General features: G+C 50.9%; 10 protein-coding genes. 6 read left to right on the top strand and 4 right to left on the bottom strand.

Annotated features, from left to right (window positions below; translation table 11 throughout):
* Nucleotides 1-34: 34 nt before the first annotated feature.
* The 3 genes from PGL02S_RS07605 to cidR form a co-directional block, all read right to left on the bottom strand.
* On the bottom strand, nt 35-1,078 hold the full coding sequence (locus PGL02S_RS07605; RefSeq protein ID WP_036640112.1) for an oxidoreductase: 1,044 nt from the start codon (nt 1,076-1,078) through the stop codon (nt 35-37).
* Nucleotides 1,079-1,267: 189 nt separating this feature from the next.
* Nucleotides 1,268-2,890, bottom strand: a complete 1,623-nt coding sequence (locus PGL02S_RS07600) for a catalase (RefSeq protein ID WP_036640114.1) — start codon at nt 2,888-2,890, stop codon at nt 1,268-1,270.
* A gap of 106 nt (nt 2,891-2,996) precedes the next feature.
* Nucleotides 2,997-3,887 (bottom strand): cidABC operon transcriptional activator CidR, encoded by an 891-nt coding sequence (cidR, locus tag PGL02S_RS07595; protein ID WP_036640116.1) that lies wholly within the window; start codon nt 3,885-3,887, stop codon nt 2,997-2,999.
* A 126-nt stretch (nt 3,888-4,013) separates the two neighbouring features.
* On the opposite strand from cidR, the gene PGL02S_RS07590 reads away from it, so the two are divergent.
* The 6 genes from PGL02S_RS07590 (at nt 4,014) to PGL02S_RS07565 (ending at nt 11,087) form a co-directional block, all read left to right on the top strand.
* Entirely contained in the window at nt 4,014-4,385 is a 372-nt protein-coding gene (locus PGL02S_RS07590) for a CidA/LrgA family protein (protein ID WP_036640119.1), read from the top strand.
* Entirely contained in the window at nt 4,382-5,071 is a 690-nt protein-coding gene (locus PGL02S_RS07585) for a CidB/LrgB family autolysis modulator (protein WP_006207032.1), read from the top strand. Before PGL02S_RS07590 ends, PGL02S_RS07585 begins: the two co-directional genes overlap by 4 nt.
* Nucleotides 5,072-5,340: 269 nt before the next feature.
* Entirely contained in the window at nt 5,341-7,200 is a 1,860-nt protein-coding gene (locus tag PGL02S_RS07580) for an LTA synthase family protein (protein WP_036640121.1), read from the top strand.
* 486 nt (nt 7,201-7,686) lie between these two features.
* Nucleotides 7,687-7,935: a hypothetical protein gene (locus PGL02S_RS07575; RefSeq protein ID WP_231887955.1), complete on the top strand. Its 249-nt coding sequence runs from the start codon at nt 7,687-7,689 to the stop codon at nt 7,933-7,935.
* Between the two features lie 57 nt (nt 7,936-7,992).
* The gene (locus tag PGL02S_RS07570) at nt 7,993-9,345 is read left to right on the top strand and encodes a hemolysin family protein (RefSeq protein ID WP_036640123.1); all 1,353 of its coding nucleotides are present in this window, start codon (nt 7,993-7,995) and stop codon (nt 9,343-9,345) included.
* Between the two features lie 152 nt (nt 9,346-9,497).
* Complete coding sequence (locus tag PGL02S_RS07565; RefSeq protein ID WP_006207037.1) at nt 9,498-11,087, top strand: hypothetical protein; 1,590 nt, start codon at nt 9,498-9,500, stop codon at nt 11,085-11,087.
* Between the two features lie 103 nt (nt 11,088-11,190).
* On the opposite strand, the gene PGL02S_RS07560 is transcribed toward PGL02S_RS07565, so the two are convergent.
* Complete coding sequence (locus PGL02S_RS07560) at nt 11,191-13,113, bottom strand: amidase family protein (RefSeq protein ID WP_036640126.1); 1,923 nt, start codon at nt 13,111-13,113, stop codon at nt 11,191-11,193.
* Nucleotides 13,114-13,495: the final 382 nt, after the last annotated feature.

Genomic DNA, 13,495 nt, shown 5'->3' with positions numbered 1-13,495 from the left:
ACCAACGTTAATCTGACACAAGAGAGATCCCGTGCTACGTGATTTGGATGGTACGTCCCTCCTGATGACTTTGCAGCGCATACTCGATCATCCGGATCACGTTGCGGGCTTCCTCCGCTTGGACGGGTAAAGCCCCCCCTTTAAGAACGGCTTCAGCAAGTCCCTGATAGAATGCCTGATAACGTCCTGGCAGCGTCTCAATCTCACCTTGGACTGCCAGCCCGCTCAGCTCGGTAGCGAGCTCTCCGTATTGATCCGGCGAGTCTTCCCCCCAGCCTGCATCCCCTGGGCGCATGCCCTGCTTCAACTGGCCTTCTTGAGGGTCCATCCCATATTTCAGGAAACTTCCCTTATCGCCATGCAGCTCGAATTTCGGGCCGGCTTGCCGTACCAGTGAGCCGGAGTGCAGAATGACGCGGAACGTTGCGTAACCCAGCACCAGATGAAAATAATCATGCGCTTTGGAACCTTTGCGCTCTATTCTTAAATCTGCCCATAACGTCTCCGGCAGACCAAACAGGAACAGAGCCTGATCAATCAGGTGCGAGCCCAGATCGTATAATATGCCTGAACCGGGAGCTGCCTGCTCTCTCCACCGCTCGGATTGCACCTCAGGACGGTAGCGGCTGAACTGTGATTGATAAATGGAAAGCTTGCCGAGCGCTCCCGTTTCCAGCAGGTTGCGGACGGTCAGAAAGTCATTGTCCCAGCGGCGGTTATGGTATACCGTAAGCAGGACGCCCTTCTGCTTGGCAAGCTCAATCAGCTCGTCCGCTTCGGCAGCGGTTACGGTGAACGGTTTCTCTACAACCACGTGCTTGCCAGCCTCAAGGGCCAATCGGGAATATTCATAATGTGTTGTATTAGGACTCGTAATGATGACAACGTCAATCTCCGAAACCGACAAGAGTTCATCCACACTGTCGACAACAGCCGTATCCGGCAAATCCTTGTGAACCTTGTCCGGATCCGATGACACAACCGTGTGTACCTTATAATCCGGCACGCTTCTCAGGATCGGTGCATGAAACACCGATCCGGACAGGCCGTATCCGATGATCCCCGCTTGTATTGCCATAACGCAAGCCTCCTCTTCCCATGGTTCTATGTTGATTCTATAAGGATCGCTGTGATTCCTTGCAACATCTTAACATCCCGCAAATATTTTACAACCGGAAAAAAGCCGCCTGCGGCTAACTTTGTTGCAGGCGGCTTCTCTATTCTCTCGTTATCAAAGTGACGCTGTGTACAAGCACAAGCGATACAATTAATAAGGATCAGCCTCATGCCCCATGCGGCTGGCATCCTCTACCGCTTGTTCACGTGAATCTCCATCCGAGCCCTTCTTCGCCTGCTCCAGGCCTTCCCTAACGCGGCGTCCGTAATCCTCATCCGCGTACGTGAAATGCTCCACCATTTTCTCTTGAATGCGAACATCGCATTGACTTAGCGCACCCACCAGATTGTTGATCAGTTCATTGCGCTCCCAGTCCTCGAACGCTCGGTACGTATCGCCAGCCTGCTTAAAGTCCAGCGTGCGGTCAAGCTTCTGGCGCACGAGATTCGCATCGTAGTGAGGCTGATGCGGCTTCGCTGTCTGCGAGGCTTCCACCAAGCCGTCCGTCATGGAAGGCTCATAATCCACATGTGGGCTCTGCCCTGGCGCCTTATCCACAAAATAAGACATTTGTCCGCCGCGCTGATTGGTCGCTACCCGCTTCTTCGGTGCGTTGATTGGCAGCTGCAGATAGTTTGTGCCTACGCGATGCCGCTGGGTATCCGAGTAAGAGAAGGTACGGCCCTGCAGCAGCTTGTCGTCCGAGAAGTCGAGTCCGTCCACAAGCACGCCGGTTCCGAAGGCCGCTTGCTCCACCTCGTTATAGTAGTTCTCCGGATTGCGGTTCAGCACCATTTTACCAACCTTTAAGAACGGGAACTGATCTTCCGGCCACAGCTTGGTCGGATCAAGCGGATCAAATTCCAGCTCCGGATGATCGCCGTCGCTCATAATCTGAACGCACAGTTCCCACTCCGGATATTCTCCGCGCTCAATCGCCTCATACAGATCCTGGGTGGCGTGGCTGTCATTCATGCCCTGGATCTTGTTTGCTTCTTCCTGCGTCAGGTTTTTGATCCCCTGCTTTAGCGGCTCCCAGTGATACTTCACCAGCACACCAACTCCATCTGCATTGACCCATTTGTATGTATTCACACCAGAGCCCTGCATTTGGCGGTAATTCGCCGGGATGCCCCAAGGGGACCACAGAAACGTAATCATATGCGTCGCTTCCGGAGAACGGGATACGAAGTCGAACATGCCGACTGGCCCCGGGACGTTGGATACCGGATCAGGCTTGAACGCATGCACCATATCCGGGAATTTGAGCGGATCACGGATGAAAAATATTTTCAGGTTGTTGCCCACCAAATCCCAGTTGCCTTCCTCCGTGTAGAACTTGACGGCAAATCCGCGTGGGTCACGTAGCGTTTCAGGCGAGCCGGAGCCGTGGACTACGGTCGAGAACCGCACAAATACCGGAGTTCGCTTGCCTTCAACCTGAAACAGCTTTGCCCGCGTATACTTAGAGACGGGCTCATCGCCCACTTTTCCATACGTTTCAAAGTAGCCGTGGGCCCCTGCTCCCCTGGCATGCACAACGCGTTCCGGAATGCGTTCCCGGTCAAAATGCGTAATCTTCTCGAGAAAATGATAATTCTCCAGTGTCATCGGACCCCGGTTCCCAACCGTTCTCACATTCTGATTGTCTGATATCGGATGCCCCTGACGATTAGTCAGTGTATCCTCCCGCTCCGTCTCACCCCGGTTTTGTGCAAAACCTGTGCGCTCCTGGTTAATCCCATTATTCCCCTCATGTTCCTGGCCACTCACGAATGTCATTCCTCCTTGGATAGATAGCTTGTAATTGGTTCTCTTACTATGGATATTATGTCCAAGGAGTGAAAATGTATGAAATGCAGCTCAATTCAAAACAAACTTATCCCCGTTCTCCCAGCAGCCCGCGTGTAAAGCTGATCCATTCCCTGACAGCAAAGGACAGATACCGGTCCTTCCTCCAGATCATGCCGAGCTGCCAAGGAATCACCGGATTATCCAGCGGCAGAATCGTAACGCGCGAAGAATCGATTTCTTTGCAAATCGTTTCCGGCAGCAGGGCTATCCCCAGATTCGCTGCCACCATGCCGCTGATGAGGTCCCACTGCGAGCTTTCGTAGACCACTCTAGGCTCGAAGCCTGCGCTTATGCATTCCCGGATGATCCGGTCATGGAGCGTGAAATCCTCGCGGAACAACACAAACGCTTCCTCCGCAAGCTCATTCAGGTTCACATGATCTCTGCCTGCAAGCCGATGGGACGGATGTACAAGCAGATTCAACTTCTCTTTCACAAAGGAATAATAGTGAAACACGTCTTCGTTAACCGGCAGCACGGCAACCCCGATGTCCGTCTGGCCGCTCTCCACATCAGCCTCCACCTTCTTGGCGCCATCCTCAATAAGCTGAATGGTAATCTTTGGGTATTCCTGGTGGAAATGCCCGATCACCTCAGGGAAAAAGCTTGAGCCCACCATAGGCGGAAGACCAATTCGGAGATGTCCGCGCTTCAGGTTCATTAGATCCTCCAGCTCGGCGGATACGCGCTGGAAGGAATCCACCATCTGCTGTGCCTGCTGGTACATGATATGGCCCGCATCCGTCAGCTCGATTCGCTTGCCCTGCCGGTAGAACAAGGTGACGCCCCATTCATCCTCCATGTTGCGAATGGTCTTGCTGATTGTCGGCTGCGTAATATAAAGCTTCTCCGCCGCCTTGGTGAAGCTCTGATTCCTGGCGACCTCAAGAAAATACTCCAGATGCCGTATGTCCATCCGATCCACCCTCCTGATTCTTCTATGTATAGATAAATGGAATAGTTATCATTCGATATATGCATTTTACCTATGAAAATTATCGTTGTAAAATTTCATTAATACTGAAAACATAGGAGGCCGGTCATGATCAACATATTGAAAGGAACTCTGCAAGTGGCCGGTTTCATGCTTCTTTCCATCGGAATGGATAAACTGGCCGAATGGCTGCATCTGGGGATACCCGGAAGCATACTCGGCATTGCCGTGGTGTTTATTCTGCTCGAAGCCAAGATCCTGCGTCTGGAGTGGATTGAGCTTGGCGCTAATTGGCTGCTCGCCGAATTGCTGCTGTTCTTTATCCCTGCTGCAGTCGGTATCATGAAATATTTCCCGATGCTGGAAGCCGAAGGGCTCCAGATTCTAGTTGTCGTTCTGTTCAGCACCGTTATCGTGATGGTGAGTTCGGGGCTGACAGCCGGCTTCATCTCCACTCGAAAGGAGCGGAGAACGCCATGAACATCCTGCTGTCTGCATTCGTTGGGCTGCTGTTAACGATCGGTATCTATGCGGGCGCCAAAAGGCTGTACCGCCGCTTTCCCAAGGTCTATTTGTCTCCGCTCCTGATTACTCCGGTGCTCCTTGTTGTGATATTGACACAAACGGGCGTATCCTATGAAACATACAATGAAGGTGCGCAGTGGATAAGCAAGCTGCTGGGACCGGCAACGATCGCCTTTGCCGTTCCGCTGTACAAGAACTTTCAAACCCTTAAGAAGCATGCTGCCGAGATTATGCTCAGCGTGCTGACCGGGTCGGTGCTGGCGATGGTATCCTCTGCGTTTCTTGCAAAATGGATGCACCTGAACAGCTCTCTGGCCACCAGCCTTGTGCCGCGCTCCATTACTACGCCCATTGCCATGAACGTATCTGAGGTCATCGGGGGGGTGCCCAACATGACCGCTGTCTTTGTCATCATGACCGGCATTCTGGGCTCCATGATCGGACCGGCCGTCATGCGAATTTTCCGGATTCGGGGTGATATCGCAAGAGGCGTTCTGTTCGGGACCAGCGCCCACGGAACCGGCACATCCAAAGCATTCGAATTCAGCTCCCTCTCCGGCACAATCTCCAGCATCTCGATGATTGTTGCTGCCCTCTTCACCCTCGGGACCGCACCACTAATCATGGCATTTCTGCACTAATATTGGCATGACTCTGACTAAACCGGCGATGACCGGTTTTTTCGTTGTCTTTTTTGTGTTGTTATGCGCATTTCCGGAACTTACTTTAACTCTTTGACAACCTCCGCGGAAGAGGTCATAATAAGTTCTGTTCATAAGTTTTGTTAAATTAATGTCATGTCTAATGTAAACGAACCGTAAGAATAACGTCTGTCGATGGTAAAAAAACGAATAGCCGCTGAAAGCTCCTGAACCTAATATTGGGCGGCATTGAAAGGAAGGCGATACAGGTGCTCTCCACCTCGCGGTTTCGGTTAACGATGACGAAGCCTTTTATATTTTTCTCTGTCATTATGCTGCTCAAAAGCTACTTAGCCTGGATGGTCATTTTTGATGATGTGATGCCTTGGAAACCACTCATTACAGAAATCCCTTTTATCTGGCTTGTGTTCAGCTTGATTGAATGGTTTGCCTCCAAGCGGAAACTTGCTGCCTATATGAGCGTTAACCTACTGCTGACCGCCATATTCTTTGCAGCTATTATGTATTATAAATACTATGGCGTCATCGTGACGTATCACGCCCTTGAGCAAGTCAACCAGGTAACCGCAGTCAGCAACAGCGTATTCTCCTTAATGGACCCTTATTATTTGTTGATTTTTACGGATATCATTGTCATGTTCGTGCTGCTGTGGCGCAGTGACCGCGTGAAGAAGTGGAAGATTCGGCATGCCAAAAAAGAGAAGCGCAAATTCGTTCCCATCGTGTTTGTGTTCTCCCTGATGCTGTGCCTGTTCCAGATTATGCCTAACCGCGCAAGCATGAACGAAATCGTAAAGGCGCAGGAGATGGGAATTCTCAATTACGAAGCCTACACGATTTTCCAACAGGAAAACACCGAGCTTGCAGATGCCAAGACCATCACGCAGGATAAAATCAATGAACTGAAGGGACTTGGAGCATCGGATCAGGAAGCACTGCTCTCCGGTGTAGCCCAGGGCAAGAATCTGATCATCATCCAGATGGAATCTTACCAGCAGTTCTTGATGAATCTGAAGATTGACGGCAAGGAAATTACGCCCAACATGAACAAGCTGGCTCGTGAAAGCCTGTACTTCCCGAACTTCTTCCAGAATGTCGGGCAGGGTAATACCTCCGATGCCGAGTTTGTTGTAAATACCTCCTTCTACATCCCGCCGCGGGGGGCGGCAACGCAGCATTATGCGGACAGGGTCCTCCCTAGCTTGCCGAAATTGCTGCAAGCGGAAGGCTACGATACGGCCACCTTCCATACCAATGTGGTGGAGTTCTGGAACCGCGGAGAGCTGTATAAAGCGCTCGGTTTTAACCGTTATTATGATAAAGCCTTTTTCGGTGAGGATGATAAGCTGTTCTTCGGCGCCTCGGATGATGCCCTGTATTCCAAGACAGCCGCCGAGCTGAAAAAGATGCACGATACAGGAAAGCCGTTTTATGCTCAGGTCATATCGATGTCTGCACATCATCCTTATACCATTCCTGAAGTGAAGTACCGGATGACGCTCCCAGAGCGGTATGATGGTACGTTTGTCGGCGATTATATCCGCTCCCAGAACTATGCAGATGACGCGCTCGGCAAATTCATTGAGCAGTTGAAGAAGGACGGGATATGGGATAACAGCATGGTTGTTGTCTATGGAGATCACCTTGGACTGCCGATCTACTCACTGGATAACAAAGATAAAGAGCTGATGCACGAAATTTATGGCCGGGACTATAATTCAGGCGATATGATCAACATTCCGCTCATCATCCATGGCGAAGGCCTTCAACCGGAAGTGAAAGAGCAAGTCGGCGGGCAGATCGACCTCTTGCCAACGGTCTCTAACCTGCTCGGCGTATCGTTGGACCAACAGCTTCATTTTGGTCAGGATTTGCTGAACAACACCGATAACAACTTGCTGCCGGAACGGTATTACCTTCCTTCCGGGACGTTTATCAACAATACCACCCTGTACATCCCGGGAATCGGCTTTGAGGATGGAACCAAGCACCCGCTGCCGAGCTCAGATGAGAAGTCGACACAGGCTTCCCAGGAGGAGTTCGAACGGGCGCTGCAGCTGCTCCACCTGTCCGACAGCTATGTCAGACAGCTGCCACTCCATAAATAATTCGTTTCATGACAGGACAACTCTCCAGGTTCATAGAGAGTTGTCCTTTTTTCATAGACAGCTCACCCTGCAATCCTTGCTCCCTATGGGATTACACAACAGAAAGCAACTGGCATTTGACATAGTGGCTTACTTTTTCTTATGATTAATAAGAAAAACTCTATCGACTTACTTTCAGTAGACAGACCGCGTTTAGAGGGATTTTTTCTTGCGATCATCGAATTTGTTCAGCTTCGCTGAAAACTATAAATTTTATAATCTTAACAATATACCTTGTTTTGAAAACCGCATTCGTGGTGAAATTACGTACAACAACTCAAATTACGCATTCATAGGATGACATTTTAGCCATATATTTTTTTAGAGCAACTCGATTACGAATTGTAGGAGTGACGATCCGACTTGGACCCCATACGAAGGATAATCAGAATTATATGTTCAACACTTGGCCTTCTGCTGATCGCTTCCGTTACGCCCGTCCCTCTAGTGGACATAACCGATTCCGCTGCGGCTACGCACGGAATGGAAGCTTCCGAAGGCAATCTGCCTGAGTCGACGCCGGTCCCCAAAACGCCGGAGCCTGTTCGGTTGAAGCTGGAAGATAAGCGCCATGTGTCTCTGCTTTCCTTGAATAACGTTACATGCTGTACTGAAACCGATATGTTTCTGATCCTCAAGCACATGCTGCTGGAACCTTTGAAATTCAGGTCGAATTATGTTGACAGCCATGCATAGTAAACCATGGTTATTTAAAAACTAATTCAGATCAGATAAAAAAAGGATGTGTTTTGTTTGGATGACAGTATAGGCGTAAATTTATTTTTAGTCGCTGTACTTATTGCAGCTACCGCTTTTTTCGTTATGACGGAATTTGCTATCATAAGACTTCGTCCCAGTCGAGTAGACCAATTGGTTATGGAAGGGCGTAAAGGCGCTCTTGCCGTTAAAAAGGTAACTTCGAATCTGGATGGTTACCTGTCTGCGTGTCAGCTTGGGATTACCATCACGGCACTCGGTCTCGGCTGGCTCGGGGAACCGACCATCGAGAAGATTCTTCATCCGGTGTTTGATAACTTTTCCATCCCGTCAGCTGTAGCTTCGCTGATCTCATTCCTGCTTGCTTTTATTATTATGACTTATATCCACGTTGTTATCGGTGAACTTGCACCGAAAACGATTGCTATCAATAAAGCTGAAGCTGTGTCGTTCTTATGCGCGACGCCTATTATATGGTTCAACCGCATTATGTACCCGTTCATCTGGCTGCTTAACGGATCCGCCAACAAAATCGTTCGTCTGTTCGGCATGCATCCGGCAAGTGAACATGAGGAAGCTCACTCGGAAGAGGAACTTCGCATGATCCTGAGTGACAGTTATGAGAGCGGGAAGATCAACCAAGCCGAGTATGGTTATGTAAGCCGAATTTTTGCTTTTGATGATATGCTTGCCAAGGAGATCATGGTGCCACGTACCGATATGATCTGCCTGTATGTTGACAAGCCGCTTGCAGCGAACCTGCAGATTATCAAGCGTGAGCAGTACACCCGTTTCCCGGTTGTACGCGGCGACAAGGATCAGATCGTCGGTATAGTTAACACCAAGCATTTCTTCCTGGAGTTTGATGACAATGCCAGCATCGATCTGTCCAAGCTGATTCATCCGGCCATGACAGTATCCGAAGCGATTCCGATCAAGAAATTACTTCGCAAAATGCAGCAGGAAGGCACGCATATGGCCATCCTGATCGACGAGTATGGCGGTACGTCCGGCATGATCACCATTGAGGATATTCTGGAGGAGATCGTCGGGGAGATCCGCGATGAATTCGACGAGGATGAGGAACGCGAGCTGACCCAGCCTGAGCCGAACCGCATCATCGCTGACGGCAAGGTGTCCATCAATCGGATCAATGATCTGCTGCATACCGATCTGAGCACGGATGACCTGGATACCATCGGCGGCTGGCTGTACGGACACAACTCCGAGCTCGCCAAAGGCGATACATGGAGCTACCGTGATCTGACGTTTACCGTCATCGAGAAGAAAACCCACCGTTATACGAAGCTGCAAATCGTCAAGGAAACGGAAGAAAATACGGCTGAAGAAACATCTGCCGTGGCAGCAACAACGGAACATAACGAGTAAGCGAACCATGAACCATAGCCGCCATGCAGCCCTTACGGGGTGATGCACGGCGGCTTTTTGCATGCTTTGCCGACATTTTAGCACTTTAACAAGTTATAACTCTGCTGTAATATAGAAATTACAATCTGTTATCGTATGGGGGGCAGCAAGACATGAATCGTCAAATAGCTATTATAGGAAGCAGCGGCGGCAATCTGTACAATCTGGGCGGCAGGGACCCGCTCAAGCTGCTGGATGAGATATTGGTGCAGATGGAGAGCGCCGGTCTGTCATGCGGGGCTCTACAGTTCATCGCAGCCCAGGTCTCCATGGATGCAGCTAAGGACTCAACGCCCGCTGCACTTTACGGCTGGAATTCTAGTCAAGGCGAGCCGGTCATTATCGCTGAAGGCACCCTTCAGCAAGTGAATCAGGCTGCCGAGCGGCTTGACCGGGAAATTGCCGAGCAGATTGAACTCGGCGAGATTGACGGTCTCATTGTAATGAGTGCCGACCCGGAGGGCAGCAACCGACACGCCATTGAGGCTGCCGCCAAGTTCCGTCTGCCGGTGACCGGTACGGGAGGAACGTCCATGGCCATCATTCAGACCAAAGGCGCATACGTCATTGCCGCATCCGGCACAACCGGCACCACCAACCGCACCCGAGCGGTCACGTTTGCTACTTCCCTCAGCAAGCATTGGCGGCTTCCGTATCGGCCGGTCATCGGGAACGCAGCAGCGAGCATCCACGCGGCAGCCGGAAGCTCATCTCCATGGCGCCGCATCAATATTCGAGGCATTATGATGGCCTCGCTTCCCGGCTTCATCGGTATGGCTCTGATCCTCGCGGTCAGCAAAATCCCGGGCTTATCGGCACTGACCGAGGTGTTTGATCTGATGATCAAGGCGCTGCCGGTCATCGTTGCCGTTATTGCAGCCAAGCAGGTATCCGAGCTGGACGAGGTCTCCATTGTCGCCGGGATCGTGGCCGGTGTCCTGTCCGTTGAAGGCGGCATTATCGGGGGTATCATCGGCGGAATTGGCGCAGGCATCATTGTCCATTACATATTCCGTCAATGTGTGGAGTGGCGTTTCCCGGCTACGACGGTCAACATCGTTGCAGGCGGCGTCTCAGGGCTGATTGCCGGTCTGCTGGTCTACTTTCTCATCGCACCGATTGCGCTGAGTGCTGGCGAGGGCATCCGCATGCTGATCGAAACGCTGGTCTCCTGGAGCCCGGCCATTGCCGGATTGATTGCAGGACTGCTGATCTGGCCTGCGATCATTGGCGGCGTCTATCATGCGGCAATTCTGCCGATCGTACTGCTTGAGATGGAAACCACGAGCAACAGCTTCCTCGGCGCGGTGGATATGGTCGGCTTGGTCATGGTATCCGCAGGAATTACGCTGGCCAACATCATTGCACCCCGCGACAAAGGGGAGGCCGCTGTAGCCGCTCCCGGATTTGCCATCAATATGGGTTTTGGCACCTTTGTTGAAGCTGCCTATCCATTCATGTTCTCGAATAAATTTGTATTTGCGGGCGCCATTGCTTCCGCTGGACTTGGCGGCATGCTTGTCGGCATATTCGGGGTTCGTGGCACCGCATACGTCCCCTCTTTCATTGGTCCGATCACATCGAATAACACCGTCGGCTTCCTGGTCTCCATGGCAGCCAGCATGCTCTGCTCGTTCCTGATTACCTTCTTCGTAAACAAGCTGTCCGGGTACCGTGAAGCTAAGAATACAATGAGTATGTAAAATGTGAGGACTCCTCTTCCAGGAGCCCATAACAACAAACGGACGGATCAAGGTTTATCCTCTTGATCCGTCCGTTTCCCTCATGATATTTGCCCCATCAGCCTTACGGAGTCAGGGTTGGCGATTTGCGATGCAGGGTGCCTTGCTCATAACTGTATGCCAGCTTGATCAATGTGCCTTCATCAAATGCCTTCCCGAGGAACTCCACGCCAACGGGAAGCCCGCCATCCGTAAAGCCCGCTGGAACTGTAATTGCCGGGAAGCCGGAGAACGGGCTGAGCCTGTTGTTCACACCCGAGTTCTGACCCTCGCCGAGTTTGCCAGCCGGTTCGGCCGAGGCTGGATAGACCAGCGCATCCAGATTGTGCTCGGCCATCACCTTCAGCAGCGATTCCTGCGTCAGCTTTGTACGGTCCAGCACAATTTTGCGGTACTCGTTGTCGTCCAGGGTCTCGCGAGCTTGTCTGGCTTCCATGGAGCTCTTATGCGATTCCAGATATTCACCGGAAGCAATAATCTCCTCCAGGGAATGGTAAGGTGCATCCTCACCCAGACTCTCCAGGTAATCATTCAGCTGGAATTTGAACTCCCAACCGCTGAGGCTTGGGAATTTCATGATAGCCTCATAATTCGGAATTTCGATATGAACGGCAGTCGCGCCTAACTTCTCCATATCCTTCACGGCTTTCAAAGTGATATCATTCACTTCGTTCTGCTCGGCCTTCGTGCCTGACAGAAGCTGCGTGACAACCCCAATCCGCGCACCTTGAAGACCTTCCTTGTCCAGATAACTCAAATAACTGTCTGGAACACGACCTACGCTCTGCGTGGTCACCAGATCCTTTGCATCATAACCTGCGGTAGCTTCAAGAACGGCTGCCGCGTCCGCTACGGTCCGGGCCATCGGTCCCCCCACATCCTGTGTTAACGCCAGCGGTATAATCCCGTCACGGCTGGACAGTCCAATGGTAGGCCGGATGCCTACCAGGCTGTTTAAGGAGGAGGGAATCCGAATGGAGCCGCCTGTATCCGTGCCAAGGCCGGCCGCTGCAAAGTTGGCTGCAATCGCCGCCCCGGTTCCACCGCTGGAGCCGCCAGGATAATGCCCCAGATTATAAGGGTTTAGCGTCTGTCCGCCAAGTGAACTGGACGTGGTAATATTAAAAGCGAATTCGTCCAGATTCGCCTTGGCAATGATAATCGCTCCGGCAGCCTTCAATCGGGCGACCTGCTCCGAATCGTTATCCGGGATGGAGTCCTTCAGACACACGCAGCCTGCCGTTGTCGGCATGTCCGCTGTATCATAATTATCCTTCACAATGATCGGGATGCCATGCAGCGGACCTCGCGGGCCTGTCGCTCTGCGTTCCTCATCCAGCTTTCTAGCCGCCTCCACCGCCTTGTCGTTCACGGTCAGGATGGCATGGAGCTGATCATCGTAGCGATGGATTCTTGCCAGATAGAGCTGAACCAGTGTGACGGAAGTCACCTTCCCCTGTTCCATCGCCGTTTGCATCTCTGCAATCGTTGCCTCGGTAATGTCAAAAGGAGTTAAATAGGCTTCGATCCGATCGATCAGCACATGAGCATCGGAAATCGTCACCGGCTGATTGGGCGCAAATACCGTACTGCTATAACCGTTCATAATCCCTGCCTTCAGCAAGGCACCTGCAATCTCGGATTCAGCCTCTGACAAATCTGTATATTCGCTTGTGCTCTCCGGCAATTCAATCCATTCATAGATGGCAGCTGCAGCGTCTTTGCGCTTGATGGTTCCGGTTCCGTCCAGGCCTTTGAATTCAAGTCCATTCCCCTTCGCAACCGCGTTCAGCAGTTTGGAGAATTCCTGAACCGTAATAGGTGACGTTAAGCTGCTCTTCTGGATGCTGCTCACTTGTCCAGCGTTCGTGCTCGTGCTGGAACTAGCTTCCGCAGGTGTACCAGTAAGGATGAACGATCCGGCCAGCAATGAGGCACTAAGCAGTGCCGCACTCCCTTTTAATTTCCATGAGGTCATTTTACGCATTGACGCACGCTCCAATCTATCGATGTTGTTAGGTAGTTAGTGACTATCATAGATCATGTAAATTAACCTAACAATCTTTGAATTCGATAATGTAAGCGCATTATTATATACATATCGGTGATTATCACTTATTTTCATTCATTTATTAAACAATTTCCTCTTTTTATAGATTCGTATAGTATAATGAAAGAAGGATATATATGTTAATTAAAATAACATTATACTCTAAATAGCATAAACAAACATCTCCTATCATAAATAATATGTTATATTATATAACATATAAATCTGTGCCTATTGAAATGAATCTAGCAACTACGGCAAACCACAGCATCCTCTCTCATCTTCTCCTTCGCAGAATAAAACAAGCATACCTTACAAA

Origin of the sequence: Paenibacillus glucanolyticus NBRC 15330 (assembly GCF_004000885.1) — a bacterium.
Classification (GTDB): Bacteria; Bacillota; Bacilli; order Paenibacillales; family Paenibacillaceae; genus Paenibacillus_AQ; species Paenibacillus_AQ glucanolyticus.
This window is presented reverse-complemented; position numbering and strand designations above follow the sequence as displayed.

Coding starts and splice junctions, on each gene's coding strand:
- PGL02S_RS07560 (WP_036640126.1), bottom strand. CDS start 13,113: ATGCGTAAAATGACCTCATGGAAATTAAAAGGGAGTGCGGCACTGCTT.
- PGL02S_RS07565 (WP_006207037.1), top strand. CDS start 9,498: ATGAATCGTCAAATAGCTATTATAGGAAGCAGCGGCGGCAATCTGTAC.
- PGL02S_RS07585 (WP_006207032.1), top strand. CDS start 4,382: ATGAACATCCTGCTGTCTGCATTCGTTGGGCTGCTGTTAACGATCGGT.
- PGL02S_RS07590 (WP_036640119.1), top strand. CDS start 4,014: ATGATCAACATATTGAAAGGAACTCTGCAAGTGGCCGGTTTCATGCTT.
- cidR (WP_036640116.1), bottom strand. CDS start 3,887: ATGGACATACGGCATCTGGAGTATTTTCTTGAGGTCGCCAGGAATCAG.
- PGL02S_RS07605 (WP_036640112.1), bottom strand. CDS start 1,078: ATGGCAATACAAGCGGGGATCATCGGATACGGCCTGTCCGGATCGGTG.